The sequence below is a fragment of the Actinokineospora fastidiosa genome (assembly GCF_014648415.1).
Classification (GTDB): domain Bacteria; phylum Actinomycetota; class Actinomycetes; order Mycobacteriales; family Pseudonocardiaceae; genus Actinokineospora; species Actinokineospora fastidiosa.
In genome coordinates this window covers 1,301,405-1,327,239 of sequence record NZ_BMRB01000001.1, presented here as the reverse complement: position 1 = coordinate 1,327,239, position 25,835 = coordinate 1,301,405, and the positions used below count along the sequence as shown (strand labels likewise).

The 25,835-nt window shown below is 72.0% G+C and carries 18 protein-coding genes and 1 tRNA gene; 7 read left to right on the top strand and 12 right to left on the bottom strand.

Annotated features, from left to right (window positions below):
* Nucleotides 1-266 precede the first annotated feature (266 nt).
* Nucleotides 267-2,447, bottom strand: coding sequence for a serine/threonine-protein kinase (locus IEY98_RS06305; RefSeq protein WP_229786634.1), 2,181 nt, complete (start codon nucleotides 2,445-2,447; stop codon nucleotides 267-269).
* A 765-nt stretch (nucleotides 2,448-3,212) separates the two neighbouring features.
* Here IEY98_RS06305 and IEY98_RS06300 point away from each other — a divergent pair.
* Nucleotides 3,213-3,395 (top strand): hypothetical protein, encoded by a 183-nt coding sequence (locus IEY98_RS06300; RefSeq protein WP_189209285.1) that lies wholly within the window; start codon nucleotides 3,213-3,215, stop codon nucleotides 3,393-3,395.
* A gap of 341 nt (nucleotides 3,396-3,736) precedes the next feature.
* Here IEY98_RS06300 and IEY98_RS06295 read toward each other — a convergent pair whose 3' ends face one another.
* Both IEY98_RS06295 and IEY98_RS06290 read right to left on the bottom strand, forming a co-directional pair.
* The gene (locus IEY98_RS06295; RefSeq protein WP_189209284.1) at nucleotides 3,737-4,705 is read right to left on the bottom strand and encodes a glutamate ABC transporter substrate-binding protein; all 969 of its coding nucleotides are present in this window, start codon (nucleotides 4,703-4,705) and stop codon (nucleotides 3,737-3,739) included.
* The gene (locus tag IEY98_RS06290) at nucleotides 4,702-6,030 is read right to left on the bottom strand and encodes a GlnX family signal transduction membrane protein (protein ID WP_229786633.1); all 1,329 of its coding nucleotides are present in this window, start codon (nucleotides 6,028-6,030) and stop codon (nucleotides 4,702-4,704) included. Before IEY98_RS06290 ends, IEY98_RS06295 begins: the two co-directional genes overlap by 4 nt.
* A 120-nt stretch (nucleotides 6,031-6,150) precedes the next feature.
* Between IEY98_RS06290 and IEY98_RS06285 the strand changes: the two genes are divergently transcribed.
* Entirely contained in the window at nucleotides 6,151-6,813 is a 663-nt protein-coding gene (locus IEY98_RS06285) for a DUF5134 domain-containing protein (RefSeq protein ID WP_189209283.1), read from the top strand.
* On the opposite strand, the gene IEY98_RS06280 is transcribed toward IEY98_RS06285, so the two are convergent.
* Complete coding sequence (locus tag IEY98_RS06280) at nucleotides 6,810-7,376, bottom strand: PadR family transcriptional regulator (RefSeq protein WP_189209282.1); 567 nt, start codon at nucleotides 7,374-7,376, stop codon at nucleotides 6,810-6,812. The two genes, IEY98_RS06285 and IEY98_RS06280, sit on opposite strands and share 4 nt — an antisense overlap.
* Nucleotides 7,377-7,429: 53 nt before the next feature.
* Between IEY98_RS06280 and IEY98_RS06275 the strand changes: the two genes are divergently transcribed.
* The 3 genes from IEY98_RS06275 to IEY98_RS06265 are packed head-to-tail and all read left to right on the top strand — an operon-like array spanning nucleotide 7,430 to nucleotide 9,499.
* Nucleotides 7,430-8,572, top strand: coding sequence for an FAD-dependent oxidoreductase (locus IEY98_RS06275; RefSeq protein ID WP_189209281.1), 1,143 nt, complete (start codon nucleotides 7,430-7,432; stop codon nucleotides 8,570-8,572).
* A gap of 50 nt (nucleotides 8,573-8,622) precedes the next feature.
* Nucleotides 8,623-9,114 (top strand): hypothetical protein, encoded by a 492-nt coding sequence (locus IEY98_RS06270; RefSeq protein ID WP_189209280.1) that lies wholly within the window; start codon nucleotides 8,623-8,625, stop codon nucleotides 9,112-9,114.
* Nucleotide 9,115: 1 nt separating this feature from the next.
* Nucleotides 9,116-9,499 (top strand): VOC family protein, encoded by a 384-nt coding sequence (locus IEY98_RS06265; RefSeq protein WP_189209279.1) that lies wholly within the window; start codon nucleotides 9,116-9,118, stop codon nucleotides 9,497-9,499.
* Here IEY98_RS06265 and IEY98_RS06260 read toward each other — a convergent pair.
* The 4 genes from IEY98_RS06260 to IEY98_RS06245 all read right to left on the bottom strand — a co-directional run bounded on the left by IEY98_RS06260 (nucleotide 9,471) and on the right by IEY98_RS06245 (nucleotide 17,450).
* Entirely contained in the window at nucleotides 9,471-14,300 is a 4,830-nt protein-coding gene (locus IEY98_RS06260) for a DNA repair ATPase (RefSeq protein WP_189209278.1), read from the bottom strand. The genes IEY98_RS06265 and IEY98_RS06260 overlap by 29 nt on opposite strands.
* Nucleotides 14,297-16,300, bottom strand: a complete 2,004-nt coding sequence (locus IEY98_RS06255) for an SPFH domain-containing protein (RefSeq protein ID WP_189209277.1) — start codon at nucleotides 16,298-16,300, stop codon at nucleotides 14,297-14,299. The genes IEY98_RS06260 and IEY98_RS06255 overlap by 4 nt, the downstream gene beginning before the upstream one ends.
* Nucleotides 16,301-16,303: 3 nt before the next feature.
* Nucleotides 16,304-16,891 carry a hypothetical protein gene (locus IEY98_RS06250; protein WP_189209276.1) on the bottom strand — a complete coding sequence of 196 codons (588 nt, stop codon included), beginning with the start codon at nucleotides 16,889-16,891 and terminating at the stop codon, nucleotides 16,304-16,306.
* 73 nt (nucleotides 16,892-16,964) lie between these two features.
* On the bottom strand, nucleotides 16,965-17,450 hold the full coding sequence (locus IEY98_RS06245; protein WP_189209275.1) for an Lrp/AsnC family transcriptional regulator: 486 nt from the start codon (nucleotides 17,448-17,450) through the stop codon (nucleotides 16,965-16,967).
* Between the two features lie 137 nt (nucleotides 17,451-17,587).
* On the opposite strand from IEY98_RS06245, the gene IEY98_RS06240 reads away from it, so the two are divergent.
* Both IEY98_RS06240 and IEY98_RS06235 read left to right on the top strand, forming a co-directional pair.
* A complete protein-coding gene (locus tag IEY98_RS06240; RefSeq protein WP_189209274.1) occupies nucleotides 17,588-20,983 on the top strand; it encodes an indolepyruvate ferredoxin oxidoreductase family protein in 3,396 nt (1,131 codons plus the stop codon).
* An 11-nt stretch (nucleotides 20,984-20,994) separates the two neighbouring features.
* Nucleotides 20,995-21,067 (top strand) — tRNA-Lys (locus IEY98_RS06235).
* Nucleotides 21,068-21,121: 54 nt separating this feature from the next.
* Here the strand turns inward: IEY98_RS06235 and IEY98_RS06230 are convergent.
* The 4 genes from IEY98_RS06230 to IEY98_RS06215 all read right to left on the bottom strand — a co-directional run bounded on the left by IEY98_RS06230 (nucleotide 21,122) and on the right by IEY98_RS06215 (nucleotide 25,573).
* Complete coding sequence (locus IEY98_RS06230) at nucleotides 21,122-22,057, bottom strand: site-specific integrase (RefSeq protein ID WP_229786632.1); 936 nt, start codon at nucleotides 22,055-22,057, stop codon at nucleotides 21,122-21,124.
* A 233-nt stretch (nucleotides 22,058-22,290) separates the two neighbouring features.
* Complete coding sequence (locus tag IEY98_RS06225; protein WP_189209272.1) at nucleotides 22,291-22,482, bottom strand: helix-turn-helix transcriptional regulator; 192 nt, start codon at nucleotides 22,480-22,482, stop codon at nucleotides 22,291-22,293.
* Between the two features lie 14 nt (nucleotides 22,483-22,496).
* The gene (locus IEY98_RS06220) at nucleotides 22,497-24,098 is read right to left on the bottom strand and encodes a replication initiator (protein WP_373292352.1); all 1,602 of its coding nucleotides are present in this window, start codon (nucleotides 24,096-24,098) and stop codon (nucleotides 22,497-22,499) included.
* Between the two features lie 2 nt (nucleotides 24,099-24,100).
* On the bottom strand, nucleotides 24,101-25,573 hold the full coding sequence (locus tag IEY98_RS06215) for an FtsK/SpoIIIE domain-containing protein (protein WP_189209271.1): 1,473 nt from the start codon (nucleotides 25,571-25,573) through the stop codon (nucleotides 24,101-24,103).
* Nucleotides 25,574-25,835 lie beyond the last annotated feature (262 nt).

Below are 25,835 nucleotides of genomic sequence, written 5' to 3'. Positions count from 1 at the left end.
GGGGTGGACTCGTATTCGTGGGGAGCGAAGCGGTGCTACCCTCGCTCGGCGCGGACGGCTTCGCCGCTCCGCCCCTAATCCGCGCCGCGCCGCTTCGCTTAGGGGCCCCGCGAATGCGAGTTCACCCCATCGGACACCCACGAAGAAAGTCGCGTTACCTCAGCCCTCGGACATCCACGAAACAAAACGCGTCAACCCTCGGACGCCCGCGAAACAAAACGCGTCAACCATCGGACACCCCGCGAAGCAAACCGCGCGGAGCGGAACTACGTCAACGTCCGAGGACGAATAGCGTTCGCCTTGTCCACCAACGCATGCCGCTGCTCAGCCGTAGCCGCCAACCGCGCCAACGCCCGGTAGCACCGCTCCAACCCGAACCGCAGCTCCCTCTCCGACAGCTCGCACCCCAACACCTTCCGCCCAGGCGGTCCTCCGCCAGGACGACCGGACTTCACCCAGGTGTAAGCAGCCTCCAGCACCTCCGCCGACAGCCGCGTCCGCCGCTCAGCGTCCAAGGCCAGGCGCTCCAACCGGCCTGCGGCGTCGTGCAGGTCCTGTTCGGCTACCCCGGTCTCCCCCCGCCGCGCCTTGATCTTGATGGCGGCCACCTGGGCGGCGACGTGATGGCTGGACGTCTCCGGCACGGCCTCCAGCACCTCGATGGCGCTCGCCCGCGCCCCCTGTGCCATGTAGACCCGCGCCAGCCCGAAGGCCGCGCTGACATACGACCGGTCGGTCCGCCACACCAGCTCATACGTCCGCGCCGCGGCGAACATGTCGCCCGCCAGTTCGGCGCTTACCGCCAAGGCGAGCTTGGGGGCCAACTCGCCCGGGACCGCGTCGTACACGCGGTCGAACGCCTCGCGGGCGGCCTGGGGCGCGCGTCCGGCCAGGGCGATGAGGCCGTGGAACCAGTCCGGCCGCCAGTCCGCCGGGTCGACCACCAGCCGCCGGGCCGAGCCGAGCTCCGCCGACGCCGCGCGCAGGTCGCCCTGCTCGATCCGGGCCTTCACCAGGCGCAGCCGCACCTCGACGGAGTCCTGGGGCGCCGCGGACAGGGCCGCGACCAGTTCCGCGGGCTCGGTGGCGGTGATGCTGGCCAGCGCGGCCGCGGCGTGGTCGGTGGTGTCGACCAGCGGCAGCGGCAGGATCGTGGCCACCTCCAGCGGGTCCGGCGCGGGCAGCGCGGGCTCGCCCTCGGCGGTGAGCCCGGCGCCGAAGCTGCGGGTCTCCACGCCGAACACGGTCGACACGCCGGGCCGGGGCTTGCCGGTGCCCAGCGCCATGACCTCGCGCAGGACGCCGGTCAGCTGGTCGGCCATCTCCCCGCACGAGGTGAACCGCTTGGCCGGGTCGGCGTGCGTGGCGCGCTTCAGGACGCGGTAGTAGCTGCCGAACAGCGCGAACAGCGGCTCGACGTCCGGCCCGGGCAGCGTGTGCTTGTAGCGCGAGGTGTACCCGGCGAACTCGATCGAGAGCACCGCCAGCGTCCGCCCGACGGTGTAGATGTCGGACGCCACCGACGCGCCCTCGCGGGCCAACTCGGGGGCCGCGTAGCCCGCGGTGAAGAACAGCGGGCTCTCGTAGTCGTCGACGCGGCGCACGGCGCCGAGGTCGATGAGCTTGAGCTGCTCGCCGGACTGGATCACGTTGTCCGGCTTGAGGTCGCAGTACAGCATGTCGACGCTGTGCAGGTAGCCCATGGCGGGCAGGATCTCCAGGCCGTAGGCGATCACCTGCCCGATCGGCAGCGGCTCGGCCCGGCCGACGTCGCGGTGGTGCTGCAGGGCGAGCTGGCGCAGCGACTGCCCACCCACGTACTCCATGACGATGTAGCCGTTCATCGCCTTGGTGAACGGGTCCGGGTGCTGCACGAAGTTGTAGATCTTGACGACGTTCGGGTGCTCGACCTCGGCCAGGAACCGCCGCTCGTTGACCGCGGCGGCCATCGAGGTGGCGTCCCCGGTGTCGATCATGCCCTTGAGCACGACCCAGCGATCGCTGACGTTGTGGTCCTTGGCCAGGTAGATCCAGCCCAGCCCGCCGTAGGCGATGCACCCCAGCACCTCGTACTGCCCGGCGACGAGGTCGCCCTGGTACAGCCGGGGCCGGAAGTTGAACGCCTGCCCGCACTTGGGGCACACGCCCTCCGGCGACCCCTTCTCGCCGTCGGTGCCGCGACCGACCTTCTCACCGCAGTTGGTGCAGTACCGCTTGTTCTCGGCGACGACCGGGTCTTCCAACACCGCCGACGCCGGATCGCGCACCGGCACGACCGGCACCTCGACCAGCCCGGCCCCCAGGCTTCCGCGCCCCGCCGCCCGCGAGGACGTCCGCCTGCCGGTGCCGGGGAACGCGCCGGTCCCGGTGACCGGGTTGCTGTCGGAGCCCGTGCCCGCGGGCTCCTCCGGCTTCGGCGGCACGATGTACTGCGTCACCGTGGTCATGTTGAGCACACTGGTGGGCAACGGCTCATTCGCCGCCAACGCAGGCGGCGCCGTCTGCCGCTGCGGCGCGACCTGCGGCCGCTGCCCGTGCGCCCACCCACCGGGCTGCCCAGGACCGGGCTGCCCGGGACCGGATTGCCCAGGACCGGGGTGCCCGGGGGCACCGGGGTGACCAGCGGACCCGGTCCGCCCGGCGTGCTGGGCCGGGCCGGGATGACCGGCGGACCCCGGCTGGCCGGGGTGGTTGGCAGACCCCGAGCCCGGACCGGGGTGGCTCGCGGTATCCGCTCCTTGGCCGGGGTGACCAGCGGCACCGGCCCCTTGGCCGGAGCGGCCAGCGATACCGGCTCCTTGGCCAGGGTGGCTGGCGGAACCCGTGCCAGGGCCCGGGTGGCTAGCCGTTCCCGTCCCTGGGCCGGGGTGGCTGGCGGTGCCGGGGCCCGGGTGGCCTGCCGAACCCGTGCCAGGGCCAGGGAAGCCAGCGGCACCGGGCTGCCCCGGCGCCGAATGTCCGGCCTGCGCAGGCCCGTGGTGGCCGGGGGCACCGGGCTGGCCCGACGCGGGGTGTCCACTGTGTCCTGGCGCGGGATGACTCGATGTTCCGGGCTGGCCGTGGCCTGGGTGGCCGGGTCCGGCCGGGCGTGCTCCTGGGCCGGGGTGGCCGGTCGAGCCCGTCTGGCCCGGCCGACCGCCCGAGCCGGGCTGGCCTGGGTGCGGGGTGGAGCCCGACTGCCCTGGGCCGGGCCGATGCTGCCCTGACCCCGGGTGCGGCATGCCGGGCTGGGACTGCTCACCAGGCCGCCGCGCGCCCGACTGCTGCGCCCCGGACTGATGCCCTCCCGGCTGCTGCGGACCGGACTGCTGCGGTCCAGCCTGCCCAGGTCCCGATTGCTGCTGTCCCGATTGCTGCGGTCCCGGCTGCCCTGGCCCCGGTTGCTGCGGTCCTGACTGCCCCGGTCCTGACTGCCCCGGTCCCGACTGCCCGGACGCGGGCTGCTGCGGACCGGACTGCTGAGTTCCCGGCTGCCCCGAGCCCGGCTGCCCCGGCCCCGACTGCCCCGGACCCGACTGCCCCGGACCTGACTGCTGCGGTCCCTGCTGCCCCGGGTGCTGCGCACCCGGCGCACCCGTCGGAGGGCCGGGGTGGCGTGGCGGCTGGGCGCCTGGGCGGTGGGGGGAGGCGGGCGGGTGGCTCCCGGGGGGCGCGGGTGGGCGCTCGGGCTGCGACTGGGTGGGCGGTGGGGTCCACCGCTGGTCCTCGGGTTCCCCCGGCGGGGTCCACTGGTTCATCAGTCGCGGTACCTCAGCGTCGGGGGGGTGGCTCGGCCGCCTGCTTGGGCGAGCCAGCGGTTCCAGCTCGCCTGCCACGCGCCGCTGCTGATGGACTTGGTCAGCACCGCGTTGACGAAGCGGACCATGTCCACGTTCTCCTTGGGGATGCCGATGCCGTACGGCTCCTCGTGGATGCGCGGGCCCACCATCTTCAGGTTGGGGTCCTGGGCGACCATCCCGGCCAGAATGGTGTCGTCCGTGGACACGCCGACGACCTGGCCCTGCTGCATCAGCACCAGGCAGTCGCTCCAGTTGTCCACCGCGACCAGCTCCGGCGGCGACGGGAACTCGCGCATCCTGGCCAGCGACGTCGAGCCCTTCGCCGCGCACACCCGCTGGCCGCCGAGCTGGTCGATGTCGCTGATCTCCGAGGACTTGTCCACCAGCAGCCGCTGGGCGGCCACGTAGTAGATCGCCGAGAAGTTGATCTCGTCCCAGCGCGCGCAGGTCGCGGTCATCGTGCGGACGACGACGTCGACGTCGCCGTTCTTCAGGGCGTCGATGCGCTGGGCGGAGGTCAGGACGCGGAACTGCACCTTGTTCGGGTCGCCGAAGATGGCAGCGGCGATCTCCCTGGCCCGGTCGATGTCGAAGCCCTCGAGGGCGTTCGTCGTCGGGTCGCGGAAGCCGAACAGGTAGGTGTTCTGGTCGACGCCCGCGATGAGCCTGCCGCGCTGGAGGATCTTCTGCATGGTCGACCCCGACGGCATCTGCCGAGGGGGCGGCAGCGCGCCGGGGCGCAGGCTGGCGGTCGGGTCGCAGTCCGACGGCTGCGCCGCCCCGGTGGTCGCGGGCGGGTTGACCTCGACCCCGACCGGCAGCGGCCGGTCGCCCGCGGTGACCGTGGCCAGGTTGACGGGTGTGCCCGCGGTCGCACAGCCGCTGACCATGACCAGGGCGGCAACGGCCGCCGCGACGCGCCTCATCGGTACTCCCGCAGTCGGGCCCGGATGCCCAGGGTGGCGCCGACGCCCGCCACCATGGCGAGCACGACGACGCCCGGGACCAGGCCGGTCAGGGCGTTGGCCGCGCGGCTGGTCTGGGCGACGAACTCGCCGCGCCCGGCGTCCAGCGCGGCGATCAGGTTGCGGTCGAGCGCGGCGAACGCGACCGCCGCGCTGTCCGGGGCGTCGCCGATCGCCATCGCGACGGCCTCCTGGTACTGGCCGGTGCCGTCCAGCTCGCGGATCTTGCCGTGCGCGGCCACCCACGCCTCGGCGTTCGCGACCGCCTCGGTGATCGGGGCGGCCAGCTCGGGGGTCGGCGCGGCGGCCGCGGCGCGGCTGAGCAGGTTGCCCTCGCCCGCCAGCGTCGGGGCCAGCTCGGCCCACTCCTTCTCGTAGGCAGCGCCGTCGCCGCGGGCGACCAGCGTCAGCGTCTCGTCGGCGCGGCACTTGAGCGAGTTGATCCTGGCCTGCACGAGCAGGTCCACCTGCTGGGAGCCGTCGCGCTCGGCGCCGCGCACGTACGTCGACTCCACCAGCAGCGCGACCGTGCCCCAGATCAGCGCCAGCGCGACCGCCGCCGTGGCCGCGGCGAGCCCGATGTTGATCAGCCGGTTGGTCTTGCGGGTCAGCCACAGCTGGGTGACGACGAGCGCGGCGATCAGGGCGAGGGTGAGCAGTGCGGTGATCCACGGGAACGACCGCGCGTCCTCCTGCTCGCTGGTGAGCCGCTGGTAGTTGATCTCGTAGAGCTTCTCGGCAGCGGGCAGGATCTGCGAGCGCATCAGGCCGGACGCCTCGCGCAGGTACGCCGCGCCCGCGGGGAAGCCCTGCCGTTTGTTGGTCCGCGCGGTCTCGACCAGGCCGGTGTAGACGGGCAGCTGGCGGGACAGGATGTCGACCTGCTGGGCGGCCATGGAGTCCGCGCCGACGTCGGAGGACGCCTTGCCCAGCGCGGCGCCCGCCTGGGCGATGTCGAACTCGTAGCGGGCGCGCAGCTCGTCGGGTTCGGCTCCACCGGAGAGGAAGGCGCTCGCCGCGGTCGCGTCGGCGTCCGACAGCGACCGGAAGATCAGCTGCGCCGCGGCGGCCAGCGGCTCGCGGTGGCTGACGAGGTCGTCGAGGGTGTCCTTCTTGTCCTGCAGGGTGAGCGCGGCGAACAGCCCGGTGACCGCGGTGAGCAGGACCAGCCCGACGGCGGCGACCGACAGCCTGCCCGGCGTGGTGGTCGCCGTCCTCGTCACGGAGCGCAGCCCGGCGGACCGCGCCCCCTCGGGCGGGGCCTCGGTCACCACGGGTGCTCCCACGGGGTCCCAGTCAACAGCACGATCACCCGCACGACGCCCGCTTCCCCCTGGCGTTATCCGCCCGTTATGCCAGGACCTTCACCCGGTGAACCTAGCCCCTCGCCGGGTCCCGCCGCCACCGTGCGTGACGCCGCTGCGCTGCGCGATCGCCTCGTCGCGCTCTGGCGCGTCACCCTGGCGCGCTGGGACAGTTCCGGTGTGCTGATCCTGGCCTGGACCGGCGTCGCGGGCTTCCTGGCCGTCGGCGGCTACGGCGTCGCGCGGCTGGTCGCGGCGGCGTCGCGGCCCGGCTACCCGGGCTGCCACCGCGCGGTCGACGTCGCCCACGTGCTCATGGGCGTCGGGATGGCGGTGATGGCGTCCCCCGTCGGCGGACCGCTGCCGATGGCCGCGTGGCAGACCGCGTTCGTGCTGATCACCGCGTGGTTCCTCGGCGCGTGGGCCTACCGGCTGCGGCACCCGGTCGACCGGGTCGGCTGGCACGGGTCCGCCCTGCACCACGCGCTGGGCGCCGCGGCGATGGTCTACATGCTGACGGCCGTGCCGCACTCGCCCTCGGCGATGGCCGCCGCGTGGACGCCGGGCCCGCACACCGGCCGCGCGGCGCTCCCGCTGCTGGGCTGGGCGCTGATCGCGGCCCTGGTCGTGACGGCGCTGCCGCTGCTGCGCGCCGCGCTGCGGACCCCGTGCGCGCGGGACATCCTGACGTGCGGGCGCCGGGCGGCGTGGGCGCAGCTGGCGATGTCGGCCGGGATGGCGGCCATGCTCGCCACGCTCCTCTAGGTCCAGTCGGCAGGCCAGGTGAGCACTCCGGAGCGCAGGTCGGCGACGACGCCGCGCAGCCAGGCGACCTCGGCGCGGCCCACGGTCTGGGCGTACTCCTCCTCCAGCAGGAACGGCCGGGCGAGGCCCAGACCGTCCACTTCGGCCTTCGCCGCGTCGAGCGCGCTCTCCACGGCGTCGGCGCGCCGGTCGAGCAGGTCGGCGACCTCGGCGGGCGGCAGGATCAGCAGCGAGGCCAGGGCGGCAGGGAACTCCGGGTACTCGACGGCGGGCTCGGACAGCATGCCGCGCAGCCAGTCGAGCATCGTGGCGGTGCCGTCGGGGGTCAGCTCGTAGACGGTGCGCTCCGGGCGCCCGGCGTCCCGGTCGACGCCGCGCACCGCGATCAGCCCGAGCCGCTCCAGCCGCTCGACGGCCTGGTAGACGCTGTTGCGCGAGGCCACGTTGGCCACCCGGTCCTTGCCGCGGGCGCGGATCAGCTCGTGCATCCGGTACGGGTGCGCGGGCTCCTCGGCGAGCAGCACCAGCAGCACGAGCGCCAGCGGCGAGCGCGACCTTCCCATACCGAGGACCTTAACGGCCTCGACGGCCTAGTCATTTTATGTATAGTGATGTCATGACTAAGCGAATCCTCGTCATCGGCGGCGGCATCGCCGGACCGGTGACCGCGCTGGCCCTGCGGCAGGCGGGCTTCGACCCGGTGGTCCACGAGGCGTACGACGAGTCCGCCGACGGCGTGGGCGCGTTCCTCACCCTGGCGAGCAACGGCCTGTCGGCCCTGGAAACGCTCGGCCTCGCCGAGCCGGTGGCCGCCGCGGGCTTCGTCACCCCGCGCATGCGGCTGAGCCTCGGCGCGCGCGAGCTGGGCTGGTTCCCGATGTCCAGCACCGATCCGGCCGTCCCGAGCACGGTCACCATCACCCGCGCCGCGCTTTACCGGGTGCTGCGCGAGGAGGTGCGGCGCCAGGGCATCCCGGTCGAGTACGGCAAGCGCATGACCGCCGCCGAATCCGACGCCAGGGGCGTCACGGCCCGCTTCGCCGACGGCACGACGGCCACCGGAGACCTCCTCATCGGCGCGGACGGCCTGCGCTCGACCGTGCGCACGGTCATCGATCCGGCCGCGCCCGCCCCGCGCTACGTCCCGCTGCTCAACACCGGCGGCTACGCCCGCGGCGTGCGCGTGCCCGGCGAGCCGGGGACCGCCTACATGGGATTCGGCAGGCGGGCGTTCTTCGCCTACCTCCCGCACCCCGACGGCTCGGTCTGGTGGTTCGCCAACGTGCCCAGCAGGACCGAGCCCACCCGCGCCGACCTCGCCGCGATCACCGACTGGCGCGGGCGGCTGCGCGAGGTCTACGCGGGCGACGACCTCCCGGCGCAGGCCCTGATCGACGCCACCGCCGACATCGTCGCGCCGTACCCCACCTACGACTTCCCCACCGTCCCGACCTGGCACCGGGACCGGATGATCATCGTGGGCGACGCCGCGCACGCGACCTCGCCCGCGGCGGGCCAGGGCGCGTCGATGGCCGTCGAGGACGCGGTCACCCTCGCCCGCTGCCTGCGGTCGGACCGGCCCACCGCGTTCGCCGAGTACGAGCGACTGCGCCGCCCCCGGGTGGAGAAGGTCGTGCGCATGGGCAAGCGCAACGGCGACGCCAAGGCGCCCGGCGTCTTCGGCCGCCTGCTGCTGCCGCTGGCCATCCGGATGCTGCCGACCCGGGACATGTCCTGGCTGCTGGACCACCGCGTCTGATCCACCCGTTCGGGTCCGGCGCGGGCGCGCTCCCGTGCACAATGACCGCCGTGACCTACTACCCGCAGCCCCCCGGCGCGTGGCCGCCGCCGATGCCGCCGCGGTCGCCCAGCGGCGGCGCGGCCGTCACCGCGGGCGTCTTCGCCCTGTTGTTGCTGGTCTACTGCGGTTACAACATCTACATGCAGGTCTGGTGGCTGCTGGAGGGCTGCGGCATCGCCTGCCTGGTCGGCATCCACATGATCCCGGTCGTCGTGCTCCCGCTGGCCGCGCTGCTCCTGCTGATCGGCGCGATCGTGATCTTCGCGAGGGCGGTCGCCGGGCCCATCCTGACCGCCATCGGCGCGTTCCTGCTGCTGGCCCTGCAGCTGATGTACCTCATCCTGTCGGGCTTCTACCTGCACGTGCTGACGCTCGTCGGCCTGGTCCTCGCGCTGGTCACGCTGGTCATGTCCCTGCTGCCGCCGACCTTCGCCTGGACCCGCTCGAAGCCCCGCTTCCCCGCCTACCCGGCCCCCATGCCCTACCCGCCGAGGTACTGACGTGGACGAGCGGGTCGAGTTCGGACTGCACCACGTGCAGTTGGCGATCCCACCGGGCGCGGAGGACGAGTGCCGCGCCTTCTACGTCGGCGTGCTGGGGATGCGCGAGGTGGCGAAGCCGCCCGCGCTGGCGGCGCGGGGCGGGCTGTGGGTGCGGCTGGACCGGCTGGAGATCCACCTCGGCGTCGAGGCGGACTTCCGGCCAGCGCGCAAGGCCCACCCCGGCATCCTCGTGTCCGATGTGGACGCCGTGGCGGCGCGGCTGGCGGCGGCCGGGGTCGCCGTCGAGTGGGACGACGGCTTCCCCGGGTTCCGCCGCTTCTACACCACCGACGGCGTCGGGAACCGGTTGGAGTTCATGGCTCCCGCCGACTCGCGCGGGTGATGGCGGCCTCGATGGCGCCCACGCGGTCGGCGAGCAGGCCCATGGCGCCGACGGCGCGGGTCATCGGGTCGTCGTCGGCGCCGCCGAGGGCCTGGGTGCGCAGGTAGGCGGCCTTGACGTCGGCCCAGCGGGCGGCCGACGCCGGGTCGAGGCGGCCGCGGAGCTCGGCCAGTTTCAGCAGGTTGGCCTCCGCGCCCGCGGCCAGCGTCTGCGCCTCGCCGAGGTAGTGGTCGTCGATGACGGCCTCCAGCTCGGCGTCGTTCATGACCGGGACGATCCGCTCGGCGAGCTTGTTCATGTTGCGGTAGGAGCCCTGCAGGCCGAACGGCGGCTCGGTGCGCGCCGCGTCCGACTGGGCGGCGGAGGCGATGTACGCCTTGTTGTTCGCCAGCACGACCTCCTGCACGCGCAGCAGCTTCCGCAGCACGGACACGATCTGCTCGACCTCGACCGCGGAGTACGGGTGCGCGAGCTGGTCGGCGCGGGCGGACTCGTCGCCGCGGGCGAGGCGGACGAACAGGCCGATGTCGGCGCGGTCGCGGGTGGACAGCGGGGCCAGCACCGGGTTCGAGGTCAGCGAGTTCTCGATGTAGCTCAGCGCGAACAGCTCCTCGCGCCCGGACAGCACGTCGCCGAGGTTCCACACGTCGGCGCGGTTGGCCAGCATGTCCGGGACGCGGAAGCGCTGGCCCGCCTCGGTGTACGGGTTGCCTGCCATGCACACCGCGAAGCGCTTGCCGCGCAGGTCGTAGGTCCGGGTGACGCCGTCCCACACGCCCTCCATCCGGCGCTGCGCGTCGCACAGCGGGATGAACTTCTGCAGCAGCTCGGGGTTGGTGTGCTGGATGTCGTCGAGGTACAGCAGGACGTTGCTGCCCAGCTCCAACGCGAAGTTGATCTTCTCGATCTCCTGTCGCGCGGTCGCGTTGGGCGCCTCGGCCGGGTCGATGGAGGTGACCGCGTGCCCCAGGGCCGGGCCGTTGACCTTGACGAACACCAGGCCGAGCCGGTCGGCGACGTACTCCATCAGCGTCGTCTTGCCGTAGCCGGGCGGGGAGATGAGCAGCAGCAGGCCCATCTGGTCGGTCCGCTTGCCCGCGCCCGCCGCGCCCAGCTGCTTGGCCAGGTTGTCGCCGATCAGCGGCAGGTAGACCTCGTCGAGCAGGCGGTTGCGGACGAACGCGCTCATGACCTTCGGCCGGAACTCCGGCAGCCGCAGCCGCCGCTTCTCCGCCTCCACCAGCGCCGCGCGCGTCTTCTGATACGCCCGGTAGGCCGGGATGCGCTTCTCGCGGAACCGCGAGGTCCGCACCAGGAACTCGTCCAGCCGCACGGTCAGCGTCCGGTCGGCGATCCTCGGGTGCGTCCCCAGCAGGCCGGTCACCTGCTCCGACAGCGCCGCCGACGAGTCGTGCCGCGTGACGAGGTCGCCGCACAGCTCGATGGCGACCGCCTCGGCCACGTCCGGCGCGTCCCCGGCGAACGCCTCGTACCAGGCCGCCACCAGCTGGTGCCGGGTCGGGAAGTCGGTCAGCGCCCGCACGTCCTCGGCGAAGCGGCGCTCGTCCTCCGCGCTCAGCGACGCGTGGAAGCGCTCGACCAGCGACCGCGCGGACGCCCCGGTGACGAACCCGGTCGGCCCGTCGGCCAGCTCCTCCACCAGGTACTCCGCGGCGAGGTCGAAGTCCACGGGCAGGTCGAGGAAGCCGCGCATCACTTCGGCGAGCGCGGCGACCAGGTGCGCCAGCGCGGGCGCGCTGCCGAACGCCGCCCGCGCCCTGGCCAGCGACGACGCGCGCACCGCCCAGCGCGCCCGCGCGTCGTCGTCGGCGCCGAACGTCCAGAACAGCTGCGCCGCGGCGCGCTCGGCGGGCGGGTACCGCAGCAGCCCGGCGCCCGCGTGCAGGCGCAGCAGCGCCTCCAGGATCAGCACGGCGTCGTGGTCGTGGACGCCGCGCTCGTAGCCCTCGTCGTAGCGCGACTCCGCGGCCGCGCGCACCACGTCGGCGAGCGGGCCCGTGCGCTCGGCGTGGAGCAGGGACGCCGCCAGGTGCTCGGCGCGGTAGACCTCGGCGGACTCCGACACCAGCAGCTGGTCCCAGAACTCGCGGGTGGCGGCGAACTCCGGCGAGCGCACCGGGGAGCGGTAGTCGGTGCCGGTGACCGCGAACGCGAGGCCGTCGTCGTGCGGCACCAGCGTCAGGTCGATCGGCTGGGTGTTCACCGCGAACGTGTGCCGCCCCAGGCGCAGGGTCTCGCCGTCGGCGCCGTAGAGGTCCTGGCGGTCCCGCAGCGACCGCCCGGCCTCCTGGCGGGCCGTCTTGACCCTGCCCTCCAGCTCCTCGGCGCGGACCTGGTCGTCCAGCGCGCGCAGCTCGTCGGCGACCGACCGCAGCTTGGCGATCATCGGGTCGCCCGCGAAGTAGGCGTTGATCTCGTCTGCTGAGGACAGCGCCGCCAGCCGCCGCTGGACCGAGGCCAGCACCCGCTCGGCGGAGGCCGCCAGGCGGTCCGCGCGGCGCGCCCGCTCGTCCATGAGGGCCTGTTTGCGCGCGGAGAACGCCTCGTAGACGTCGGTGCGCTTGTCGACGAGCTGGGCGAGGAAGTCGTCGAACTCGGCGAAGCGCGACTCCAGGTTCTCCACCTGCAGCATCAGCCGCCCGAGCTGCTCGTCGCAGCGCGCGGGGGTGTCCGCGGCCGCGATGGCGGCGGTGATGGCCTGCCCGAGCAGCGCGAACTCGGCGGCGAACTCGGCGCGGCCCTCCAGCGCCAGCAGCTCGCCGCGCCGGGAGCGCAGCGTGGCCCTGGCCCGGTTGACCCCGGCCAGCACCTCGCCGACCCGCTCCAGGATGCCGGTGCGCACGGTCGCGTCGGCGATGTCGAGCGAGCCGACCACCTCGGTGACGATCTCCAGCCCCTCGGCCTGCGCGGTCAGCCGCTCGGCGACCGGCTCGGCCTCGGCGACCGTCGCGAGCCCGGCCGCCTGCGCGGTCAGCGCGTCGACCTGCTCGTGGTAGGCGGCGAACGCGTCGGGCCCGCGCAGGAACTCCACCGCGCGCCTGCCCGCCGAGGCCAGCTCGCCGGTCAGCGACTCCTCCAGGCCGTCCACGGCCGCGAGGTCGACGTAGCGCAGGTCCCGCAGGGTGACCACGCGGCCCTGCGCGCGGCGCAGCGAGGCGAGCTGGGCCACCCAGTCGTCGGCGGTCTTCGGGGCCTCGCCCCGGGACGTGCGCACCAGCGACGCGACCGACTCCGACACCTCGGCCAGCGCGGCCGCCGCCTGCGACGTCAGCGCCTGCACGGTCTCGAACTCGTCGAGCACCTGCTCCGCCGTGGCCCGCATCGCGGTCAGCGGCTCGCGCAGGTCGCCCAGCTCGGTGTCGCCGAGCCAGTGGTAGTGGTCGAACACCCGGGCGCACGCGGCGATCAGCGCCTCGTACACCGGCACCGACGGCGCCATCTCCGCGACCATCCGCGCCACCGACAGGCAGTCGGAGATGCCGCGCACCAGGTCCGGGTTGCCCACGCGCTCCAGCGGGCCGGACCCGACCGGCTGCCCCGCCGCGTAGGTGTCGGACTGGTACGGCGTCTGCCAGACCTGCATCGGGTGGACCCGCGTCGGCTCCTCCGACGTCGCCCGGAACGCCACCAGGGTGCCGTCCTCGAACAGCGAGTACCCGTGGCAGACCAGCGGCGCGGCGACCTCCTTGCGGATCACGTTGTACGGCAGCAGCAGCGTGCGCCCGTCGGCGCGGGCGTGGAAGGCGTAGAGCACGTCCTCGCCGTTGGGGGAGCGGATGACCCGCTCGTACTCCAGGTCGGCCACGTCGGTGTCGAACGTCCGGTGCACGCCCGTGGCCAGGTAGTACCCGCCGGGGAAGATGATCCCCTGGTCCTCGGGCAGCCGCTGGCAGGCCTGCCCGATCCCGTCGAGCCGCACCACCGACCGGGTGTGGGTGTTGAACACCAGGTGGCGCCACTCCGGCTCGTTGTACGGGCGCACGCGGATCAGGATCAGCGACCCGACCTCGGCGTAGTGCACGTCGGCGTCGGCCAGGCTCTGCAGCTTCTCCACGACCGGCTCGGTGTAGACGCCCTCGCCGGTCTCGGTGTTGTCCTCGACCTTGACCGTCAGGTTCCCGCCGACGGTCTCGACGAACACCTTCCCCAGGATCGAGATGTGCGGGAACCGGCCGAGCACGTGGTCCTCGCGGGTCGTCTCCACCCACTCGAAGTCGTGCGCTGGCGGGAAGACGTGGTCGCGCTCGCCTCGGTTGTCCAGGTAGGCGACGGGGTTCGTCGACCAGCGCAGCACCTTCGCGTCGGAGGTGCGCGGACCGGTCTGGAACACCGCCAGCAGCTTCCCGTCGAGGTTGCGCAGCTGCAGCAGCCGCGTCTCGCGGTAGTACCGGTACAGCTCGCCGAAGTCACGGGCGAACCCCGAATCGGCCAGCAGCCCGGGCAGCTCGCCGGGGTCTGCCTGCTCGAACCGGAACGCGTCCCCGTCACGGGCGAAGCGGTACAGGCCGAACACGTCGGCCACCGCGGTCTCCGGCTTCAGCCCGATGAACACGTTGTAGCCGAACAGCATCAGCCCGCCGACCTGCACGATGTCGCGCGGCACGCAGTTGTGCTCGGTGCGGATGCGGTCGGTGCCGACCAGCCGCATCTCCGCGCCGCCGAAGACCGCCAGCCGCCGGGTGTTCAGCGCGTCGGCCCGGCGGGCCAGCTCGGCGGCCTGCTCGCCGAGCCGGGCCCGCAGGACCTCGTAGGTGCCCGCGTCCAGGGTCGGGGCACTCACCGCGCGGCCAGCGTCGCCACCGGCGCGTCGGCCACCCCGAGCCGCTGGGCGTGGCCCAGCAGCTCCTGCAGCTTGGCCGCGTCCCCACCGCCGGAGTTGATCATCTTGAGCAGCAGCGCCGACACCGACAGGTTCTTCAGGTCCTCGCTGGAGAACGCGCCGAGCATGCCCTTGAGGTCGTCGGTGAAGCTGGCCTGGCCGTTGAGCCACGGGCCTGCCAGCGTGCGGGCTGTGTCGGAGTGGTCCATGAACCCGTCGACTGCCTTGCCCATGCCGACCGCGCCGACGAGCCGGTCGAAGAACATCGTGTCGCCGCCGACGATGTCGATGTCGGCCTTCTCCAGCCCGGCGGCGAGCACCATGGCCTGCGCCTCGGCGACCTCCTTGTGCACGTCGATGCCGCGCAGCCGGATCTCCTTCTCCGCCTCCAGCCGCAGCCGGTACTCCTCGTGCTCGCGGGTGACCTGGTCCATCGCGGCCAGCGCGCCCGCCTTGTCGGTGAGGCCCTCGGCCTCGCCCTTGAGCTTCTCCTTGATCGCCTCGGCCTCGACCAGCGCCTTCTCCCTGGCGACGGCGGCCTCGGCCCGGCCGACCTTCTCGATGGCCGCGGCGTCGCGCTCGCGGACCTGCACCGCGGCCAGCCCCTCGGCCGCCGCCTGCGCCTGCTCGCCCTCGGCGAGGCGGATCTTGGCCCGGGCGTCGAGCTCGGCGGCCTGCTGGCGGGCCTCGGCGAGGGTCAGCTCCTCGCGGGCCCGGTGCTTGGCGGCCACCTCGGCGGCCTCGGCGGCCTTGATGTCCTTGACCAGGTTCTCCTGCGCCTCGGCCTCGGCCTGGATCACCAGCGCCTGGCGCTTGCGCTCGGCCTCCTCGACCGCGCGCAGCCGCTTGATCGTCTCCTCCTGCTCGGCGACGGTCTTGTCCACGGCGATGCGCTCGCGGACCACCTCGGCGACCGAGCGCTTCTCGACCTCGACCTCCTTGCTGGCCGCGATCCGCGACAGCTCGGTCTCCCGCTCGCGGGCGATGACCTCCAGCAGCCGGTCCTTCTCGATGCGCTCGGACTCGATGGCGATGACCCGCTCGCGGTTCTTGGCCGCCACGGCGATCTCGCGCTGCTGGTTCTCGGTCTGGATGCCCAGCGACTCGTCGGTGCGCAGGTGCGCGGTGTTGGCCTTGAGCCGCTCCTCGGCCTGGACCTTGGCGATCTCGGCCTCCTCGCGGGCGCGCATGGTCTCGATCTCGCGCTTCTGCTTGATCTCGGCGTCGGCCTGGCGGCGCTGCAGTTCGAGGATCGCCTCCTTGGCGTCCACGTTCTGCCTGGTGATCTCCTTCTCCTCGTTGCGCTGGTACTCGTTGGTCCGCACGTGCTCGATCGCCGTCAGCTCGGTGATCTTGCGGATGCCCTGCGCGTCGAGGATGTTGGCCGGGTCGAGGGAGGACAGCGGGGTCTGCTCCAGGTAGTCGATCGCGGCGTCCTCGAGGCTGTAGCCGTTGAGGTCGGTGCCGATCACCCGGATGATCTGGTCGCGGAACTCGTCGCGCTTGGTGTAGAGGTCGACGAAGTCCAGGTGCTTGCCGACGGTCTTGAGCGCCTCGGAGAACTTGGCGTTGAACAGCGCCTGCAGCGTGGTCTCGTCGCTGGCCCGCGCGGTGCCGATCGCCTGGGCGACCTTGATGACGTCCTCGACGGTCTTGTTGACCCGCACGAAGAACGTGATGCGGATGTCGGCGCGGATGTTGTCCCGGCAGATCAGCCCGTCGCGTCCGGCGCGGTGGATCTCCATCGTCTTGACCGAGATGTCCATCAGCTCGGCCTTGTGCAGCACGGGCAGCACGACGGCGCCGGTGAAGGTCACGTCGACCTTGCGCACCTTGGAGACGATCAGCGCCTTGCCCTGCTCGACCTTGCGGAACAGCCTGCTGACCACGAACAGCCCGACGACGGCGAGCAGCAGCAGCGCGGCGATGGCGATGCCCGCGCCGATGGAGATCGGTTCCATGAATCAGTCCCTTGTGGAATCGAGATCGACCGGGGCGATCCAGAAGAACTCGCCGTCGGCGTCGTAGTCGTAGATGACGGCCGTGCGGCCCGAGGGCAGCGGGTCCTCGCCCGCCATCCGGACCTGCACGATGGCCGACGATCCGTCGGCCGCGGTGACCTCGGCCTGGCCGAAGGTCGTGTCGACCCGCCCGGTGCGCACCACGCAGACCAGGCCGACGAAGTCGTGGCGGGACGCGGCCGGGGCGTCCGGCAGCACCTTGCGCAGCGGGATGAGGATCAGGCGCGTCACCAGCAGGCCCACGACCACCGCGATGGCGAGACCGGCGATCCCGAGCACGGTGACCAGCGTCGGGTCGAGCCCATCGAGCAGCACGGTGACCACCAGACTCGTGAACCAGGCGACGATGATGGTGATGGACAGGGCGACGGTGGCCGGGACCCCGCCGAGGCCGAGCGCGTCGACCGGCTCCAGCGCCTCCACATCGGACGCTCCGAACAGGACGAGCAGCCAGAAGCAGACCACCACGACGAGCGCGAACGTCAACACGACCACGGGGAAGCGCAGCACCGTGTCGACGAATTCGCCCATCCGCTTCCCTTCCGCCCCTGTTGCGGCGGAGGTTACCCGCCGCGCGGGCGCGCGTGTGGGGTTTTCGTGAAACTCACTCGGGCTCCGGCGACGTCCGCTCCAGGTCGTCGAGCAGCGGGGCAACGCGGTAGGCGATCTGCTCGGTCATGGCGACGGCCGTGGTGCTGCGGATGACGCCCCGGCAGGCGAGCACGCCGTTGATCACCTCGTGCAGGTGGCGGGTGTTGCGCGCGGCCACCCGGACGAGCAGGTCGCCGTCGCCCGCGATGCCGTGCGCCTCCAGCACGTACGGCAGGGCGGCCAGGTCCTCCACGGCGCCCTTGAGCCTGCCCTGGGCGACCTGGATGGTGACGAAGGCGGTCACCTCGACGCCGAGAGCGGTGTAGTCGACCGAGCGGCCGCGCTGGCCGACGACGCCGCGCCGCTCCAGCCGGGCGACCCGGGCGTGCGCGGTGTTGCGGGCGACGCCGAGGCGCTGGGCCAGTTCGGTGACGCCGACCCGGGGGCTGGCCACGAGCTCGCGGATGACCCGCAGGTCGAGGCGGTTCCAGTCGGCCATCCTGCTCAACCTCCGGGCGCTGGTCGACGCGCTTTTGAGCAAACCGCTCAGTTACTCTGCCGGAGTATTGCATTTCGCTCAGCAGGTCGCATTGTCTGTCCGGAAGCGTGCGGTGTTTGTGGAGAGGTGTGAGGTCGATGACGCAGCTCCTGGCGGGCTACCACCCTGCGGAGGTGCTGGGCCGGGCCGACGGCGTGGGCGCGATGACCGGCGTGCAGGCGCTCGGTCGGCTGCTGGTCGAGCAGCGCAGGGCCGACGCCGCCCGCGGCTGGAAGACGGCCGGGCTGGTCTCCGGCTACCGCGGCTCCCCGCTGGCCGGGCTCGACCTCGTGCTGGAGCGCAACGCCGCGCTGCTGTCCGAGCACGACATCAAGTTCATCCCCGGGGTGAACGAGGAGCTGGGCGCGACCGTGGTCTACGGCTCGCAGCTGGCCCCGCAGCTGCCGGACCCGTCGTACGAGGGCGTGTTCGGCCTCTGGTACGGCAAGGCGCCGGGCGTGGACCGCTCGGTGGACGCGTTCAAGCACGGCACGTGGATGGGCACGACCCCGCGCGGCGGCGTCCTCGTGGTGGCCGGTGACGACCCGGCGTGCAAGTCCTCGTCGCTGCCGTCGAACTCGGCGATGGCGCTGGCGGAGTCGTACCTTCCGGTGCTCTCCCCGGTCGACGTCGCCGACGTGATCCGGCTGGGCCGCTACGGGTTCGAGCTGTCCCGGTTCTGCGGGAGCTGGGTCGGGTTCACCGTGGTGACCAACATCGGCGACGCGTACGAGATCGTCGACCTGTCCGCCCGACCGTCGGTGGTCGTTCCCGAGTTCGAGTGGAACGGGCGGCCGTGGCGGCCCACGCACAAGCCCGGCGTCGGCATCCCCGAGGCCATCGCGCTGGAGCACGAGGTGCTGGAGGGCAGGCTCGCGGCGGCGGAGGTGTTCGCGCGGGCCAACGGACTCAACCGGATCAGCGGCGCGGGCGACGGCGCGCGGCTCGGGCTGATCGCGGCGGGCCACAACTACGCCTCCCTGCGCGACGCCCTCGACCGCATGGGCCTGACCGGGCCCGAGCTGGAGCGGCGCGGCGTGCGGCTGCTGTGCCTGGGCATGGTGCACCCGATCGACCGGGAGACGCTGTTCGAGTTCGCCGACGGCCTCGACGAGATCGTGGTCGTCGAGGACAAGCGCGCGTTCGTCGAGACGCTGGTCAAGGAGGCGCTGTTCGACCGCGCGTCCCGGCCAGCGGTGTACGGGAAGCGGGGACCGGGGGGTTCCGCGCTGATCCCGGTCCACGGCGCGCTGGAGGCCGACCGGCTGATCACCGGCCTCGGCCGGTTCCTGGCCGAGCGGGTCGGCGCGGAGCTGCCCGAGCGGCCCCGGCCGCCCGCGCTCACGCTGACGCCGGTCAACCGCACGCCGTTCTTCTGCTCCGGCTGCCCGCACAACCGCTCGACCGAGCTGCCCGAGGGGTCGCTGGCGGGCGCGGGCATCGGCTGCCACGCGATGACCACGTTCATGGACCGCAGCGTCGGGTTCACGCAGATGGGCGGCGAGGGCGTCAGCTTCGTCGGCGCGGCGCCGTTCACCGGCACCCGGCACTTCTTCCAGAACCTCGGCGACGGCACGTTCTTCCACTCCGGCAGCCTCGCCGTGCGCCAGGCCGTCGCGGCGGGCACGAACATCACGTTCAAGCTGCTCTACAACGCCGCCGTCGCGATGACGGGCGGCCAGCACGCGGACGGCTCCATCGACCCGGCCGCCGTCACCCGCCTCCTGCACGCCGAGGGCGTCGTGCGGACGGTCGTGGTCACCGACGAGCCCGGCAAGTACCCGCGCGGGGTCAAGTGGGCGCCCGGCGTCCGCGTCGCGCACCGCGACCGGCTGGACGAGATCCAGCGCGAGCTGCGCGAGGTGCCGGGCGTGACGGTGATCCTCTACGACCAGGAGTGCGCGGCGGAGAAGCGGCGCAAGCGCAAGCGCGGCACGGCCCCCGACCCGGTGACCAGGGTCTACATCAACGAGGCCGTGTGCGAGGGCTGCGGCGACTGCGGGCGCAAGTCGAACTGCCTGAGCGTCGAGCCGGTGGATACCGAGTTCGGGCGCAAGACGCAGATCGACCAGACCTCCTGCAACAAGGACTACTCCTGCCTGCTGGGCGACTGCCCGTCGTTCATGACGGTGACCCCGGGCAAGCCGGTGCGGCGGTCGCTGGCGGCGGTGCCCTCGGTCCCCGAGCCCGCGCTGCCGTCGTCGGCCGAGCTGGTGATGGTCGGCATCGGCGGGACGGGCGTGGTGACCGTCAACCAGGTCCTGGCCACCGCCGCCCTGCTCAGCGGTCTCGACGCGCGGGCGCTGGACCAGACCGGGCTGTCGCAGAAGGCGGGCGCGGTGGTGTCGCACCTGCGGATCACCGCGGAGCCGACCGGCCACCCGGGCCTGATCCCGGCAGCCGGCGCGTCGGCGTACCTGGTGTTCGACGCGCTGGCGGCGACGTCCCCGGTCAACCTGGGCCGCTGCTCGCCGACCCGGACCGCGGCGGTCGTGTCGACCTCGGAGGTGCCGACCGGCCGGATGGTCGTCGACACCGGCGCCCGCTACCCCGGCCGCGACGAACTCCTGTCGGCGATCTCCGCGCGCACGGCGTCCCTGCAGGCGTTCGACGCGCTCGACCTGGCCGAGCGCCTGTTCGGCACCACGGTCGCGGCGAACTTCCTGGTCGTCGGCGCGGCGTACCAGTCGGGCCTGATCCCGCTCACCGCGGCGGCGATCGAGGAGGCCATCCGCCTCAACGGCACGGGCGTCGAGATGTCCATCACCGCCTTCCACGCGGGCCGAGCCGCGGTCGCCGACCCGTCGTGGCTGGCGGGCGCGGAGCCGGAGCCTGCAGCCGTCCCCCAGCCCCTGCCGCTGGACGACTTCACCGGCGAGCTCCGCCGCCTGCTGGAGATCCGCGTGCCGGACCTGGTCGGCTACCAGGACCTGGCGTACGCCGAGGACTACCTGGCCTTCGTCCGCGAGGTGGCCGCCGTCGACCCGGACATCGCCACCGCGGTCGCGCGGAGCCTGCACAAGCTGATGGCGTACAAGGACGAGTACGAGGTCGCCCGCCTGCACCTGGCGGACACCTCGGCGGAGACGGTGTTCGGCCCCGGCACCCAGGTCGCCTACGCCCTCCACCCACCCCTGCTGCGCGCGATGGGCCTCCGCCGCAAGATCACCCTCCGCCGCACCGCCCGCCCCGCCTTCCGCACCCTCCGCGCGATGCGGGCCGTCCGAGGCAAGTGGTACGACCCCTTCGGCCACGCCACCCTCCGCAAGACCGAGCGCGCCCTGATCACCGAGTACAAGACGATGATGCGCGACGCCCTGACCCACCTGACCCCGTCGACGCGGCCAACGGTCCTCGCCCTGGCAGCGGCCCCGGAGGAGATCCGCGGCTACGAGCACATCAAGGAGGCCGCCATCACCCGCTACCGCGAGACGACGACCGCCCTCCAGTCCACCCTGCAAGCCGCCCCGGAGCTGGCCACGGCACCCCGTTAGGATGAGGGCGCGGGCCGTTAGCTCAATTGGTAGAGCTGCGGACTTTTAATCCGTAGGTTCTGGGTTCGAGCCCCAGGCGGCCCACAAAGCCCCAGGTCAACGACCTGGGGCTTTGTGTTCACCGAGGCCACCCTCGGTTTACCCTCGGAATTGATCCGAACTCTCGATGGCCTCCAGCACGCTGGCCGCGCCCGTTTTGCGAGTCTTCCGCCCAAGGTAGACGTCTTGGGTCATGGACACCTTGGCGTGCCCGAGCTGGTCGGCGATCACCCGCACCGGCAGACCGGACTCATCCATCAGCGTGGCGACGGTCTTGCGGTAGACGTGGCTGGTCACCCACTTGTACCCGGCGTGATCGAACACGACCCGCAGGTCATGGTTGCTGTTCGACGGATCGCGCAGCCCGCCCAGCGGAGCCGGGAACACCGGGTCATCCGGCTTGGCGTCCTCCGGCATCCGGGCCTTGAGCATCGCCACGGCCCAGGAGGGCAGCTCCAGCGTCCGCCACCCGCTCTTGGTCTTCGGCTTGGGCTTGATCCGCAAGCCCTTGCCCCTCTCCCGGATCACCGTCCCACGAACCTCAACAGTGCCCTTGACCAGGTCCAACGCATCCCACGTCACCGCCGACGCCTCACCGATGCGCAACCCGGTCGCCAACATCATGTCCGTGAAGTCCGGCAGGTCCCAGATCCGCGCCTTCGGATGCGCCGCGATCTTGGCCCGCAGCTCCACCGCCTGCTCCAGCGTGAGCGCTTGGGCCACGCCCTGCTCCTGGCCCTCGATGCGCCCCACCCCGGCCACAAGGTTCACCGACAGCGCGTCATGCCGCACCGCCAGCTTGAGCACCCCGCTCAACACGGTCCGAGTCGTCTTGGCGGTCGACTTCCCATGCCGCTTCTGCACCTCCGACACCAGCCGATCAAGCCGTGACACGGTGACTTCCCGCAGCCGCAAAGCCCCGATGGCCGGAAGGACTTGCTTGTCCAACCGAGCCCGGTACACATCCGCCGTCCCCGGAGACCGCCGCCCGTCCTCCACCGCCTCAAGGATGTTGGCCATCCACTGCTCAGCCACCACGGCCACCTTCGACTCAGCCGTGATCTCCGAACCACCGGAAGTCCTGCCCCGATCCCGCAAAGCCTCCTTCAAGCGCTGCTCAGCCCCAGTCCGAGACGCCGCCGTCCGCTCAACCCGGCGAGTCCTCCCGTCATAGTCCCGATAGTCCGTCACCGCCCGGTACCGCTTCGGCCCGAGCCGATAGCAGCGGATAGCCCCATGCGTGCCCACCGGCAGCGAAGGTCGCCCCATCAGGCCGCCGCCTGTTCGAGCCCATCAACCCAAGCGCGAACGTCGTCCTCCCGGTACCGCAGATGCCGACCCATCCGCCGCCCCACCGGCCCGTAGCCCTGAGTCCGCCACCGGTACAGCGTCGGCACTGGCACCTTCAGGTACTCGGACAGCTCTTCGATCGTGAGCAGCTTGCTCAGTGATTCCCTCATCACGTTCCCCCTGGTCAGGCTGCTAGCGGTTGAGTTGCTGAAACATCTGGCCGAGCTACCCCGGCCGCAAGAAGTGCGGAGTCGTACTCAGCTCTCCACCTGATCCGCTCCGAGATCGCGTGCATGAGCAGATGCGCCCTGGGCGGTGCGTTGGTGTCCCCTGGCGCGAGCTTGCGCCAGACGAGCTGGGCCGGGTCACGCTCTGTCGGCTTGATGCCGACCCCTTCGAGCATCGAGAGCACGAACGCCCGCCGGTCGGCCTTGTGCTCAGCCACCGTCTTCCCGGACCACCTCCGCGAGACCAGCACCCGCTTACCGGGCAACCCGAGTGTCGAGCGTCGGTGGGCGCGGCCCTTGCAGTGCCCTGGGGTCGTCCGCGAGGTCACCCCAAGCGGCTGGACTCCGTAGAGCAGCCAGACCGCGCACCGAGGCGAGCAGGGAGTCACCGCGAGTTCGGCGTGCAGGCGCTCGTGGTGTTCGCGCTGCCGGCCGGTCGCGGCGGTGACGACCTCACCGGTCGACTTGGTGAGGTACTTGGTCAGGTAACCGATATGGCGTCCGGCCTCTTCAGTGCCGCCGAGGATGCCCTTGGAGTGCACCTGAGCCCCGAACCTTGCGACATGGGCCGGTTCCTCCACTGCCTCCAGAGCCTCACCCCACGGGGTCAGCGGGCGCCGGTCGTCAGGGTCCACGAACCGCTCTCCGTCCCAGACCGGAAGGCATCCGTCGCCGTAAGTGAGCTGATCATGAGCAGGCCACCAGACTTGGAGGTAGGTGGCCGCAGTGACCTGCCGGATGACTTCATGGGGCACCGAGCCCCGGATCGCGGTGTGCAGATGCGGAGCAGCCCGCTTCTGAGGCTCCACGGTGGCGAAGTACTGCACATCCCAGCTCACGACCCGCCGGAGGTTCTGCCACCACCGATCGACCAGCGAGGCGAAGTGCACCGCATCCCGAGCCGCCCGCCGATAGTCATAGGTGGCGAAGTCGCGGGGCGTGCCATCCTCACGCACTGGGCCGTAGGTGTCGCAAGTGAGGGTGACGAACATCGAGGGCCGGTAGCCCCCGGCGTACTCGCGGCCAACCGTGCGCTTCTCTACCCGCCGCCGAGGCAGATTCGGGGTGTCCTGCCTTCGCCTGGTCGAGCGCTTCGGAGCCGTCTTCGCCCCAGGCCCGTCCGGGTGGGGTAGCCGACCGGTGACCCCCGTGGCGTGCAGTTCCTCGTCAACCGCCCGGATGTCCTCCCGCAGATCATCGGCGGCAACATCCCCCGCTGCGTCGGCCCGCTGGTAAGCCGAGACGAGATCAGCCCGCCGCTCCAACAGCGCCTTCTGCTCATCCGAGGGGTCACGACGCACGTCGACGGGCTCAACGGCCATGTGCCAGCCCTCGCGGCACTGAGTCATCCGCAGTGCCCGAGCCTTCCGCGCACAAGGCCCGCAGACGCTCTCGACCGTCGACCCGCACGGGATGCCGACGTAGCGCAGTGCCCCGGTCGAGGTGTCGCCGACTTCCATCGTGAAGGGCCGGATGCACACGCCGTACTGCTCTGCGGTGGCGGTGATGACGTCAGCGGCGAGCGGGGCGCGAATCTTGGTGACCGGTGTCGGTGCAATGCTCACGCCGCAGCACCCCCGTCCGGACGCAGGGAGAACGGCAGAACGACCGCCGAGCCTCCAGTGACGTAGTGCCGCAGCTCGATGATGTTGGTGTCGGTGATGTGGAAGGCCCGCGCCCGCACCGGGTCACGCTTGCCGTCTTCCTTGATCCACGCGACGCCGGGCGTGGCTTCCGGGATCTCATGCGCGTTGGCTCCACGAGCCCGCACGCCATCACCAAGAACCATGTCCACCTGTGCCGCCTCGTCCAGGCGCAGGGCGATGCGGGTGGTGAACAGGTTGCGGAAGGGCACGATCTCCTTGCGCGGGTCCTGCACCAGGGCCAGCACAGCCACGCCCGGAGCCCGCCCTTGCGAGGTGATCGTCTGCAACGCGAGCTGTGCACGCTCCTTGAGCTTGCGATCGGTTTGGTAGGCGATCACGTCCGCCAGCTCATCGAGCACCAGGAGCAAGAACGGTTCTCCACTATCGGCCGACCAACCCCGCCGGATGCCCCGGAACCGAACCGCCCGAGCCCGCACCTCCTCAGCGACCGACTCCAGCAGTTCCACCGCCGCCGCGCCATTGCCGTAGACCGGCCCGCCGTGGAACAGCTCCGGGGCCTGGCCCAGCTCCATCCCGCCCTTGGGGTCGATGCCGAGCACCTGCACCGCGCCGGACCTGATCGCCGGGGCGAGCGCCCAGAGCAGCGACCAGAGCACCGACGCCTTGCCCGCACCCTGCACCCCCACGCCGAGGTACTGGCCGCCGAGCAGCCGCAGCGCCCACGGCTTGCCGGTCTCGGTCTGACCGATGACCACCCGACGCAGGTCCACCGTCGAGTCAGCCGCCGCCAGCTCAGGAACCGGCAGGGATGCCGCCAACGGATCGGCGTGCCCGAAGTCCAGTTCGATCATCCCCGGCTTGACCTGGCGAACCCGGCACGAGCGAGCCCGGAACGAGTGCGCCAATCCGGACGCGCGCAGCTCCCACTGCTCCGGGGCCTGACCAGGGATCATGCGAACCCGCACCCGGTCCCGCCACCACTCCGACCGCGTCCGCCTGAGCGTGGGCAGGTACTCACGCCCCTTCGCCTCCCCGGTCAGCCCGGCCAACCGCGTGACCGTCCGCCAGTTCGCCGCGTACAGGCATGCCCGGCGCGCCTCTGTCCGCAGCCACCGCACCCGCCGTTGGAACCCGAGCGGGTCCCGGTGCCACCACACCAGCCCGCCCACCACGACGAGCGCCAGGCCGCCAAGTACCCAGATCCGCGCCACCCAGTACGCCACCCCACCGACCACGAATAGCACCGAGGTCAGCGGGTAGAACCACACCAATCGAACACCCCTGCCCACCAGCCACAGCACCACCCACACGGCAGCCAGCGGGGCGAGCAGGAGCTTCGCTTTCCACGGCAGCAAGGTCCACCACGGAAGCCGCGGACGTGCCACCTCCAGGGGTGCAGGGTCGACCCACCGGTTCTCCCGCGCCATCACCAACCACCCCGCACCGTGACGTCGTTGGTGGTGATGACGCCGAATTCCAGCCCCAGGGCACCTGTGCACCGTGCGCACTTAGTTTCGCCGGGAAGGAGTCGAGCGAACCGCTTGCACTCGGCACAGCGGTTTCCTGTCCGGGGGGCTCCCCTTGCGCGGGAGGCACCCGTATGCCTTACGCTTGCCATGTCTTATCAACTTCCGTTGTAGGACAGGGGGAGCGGCCAAACCGGCGACCAACCATGACGGCCGCTCCCAC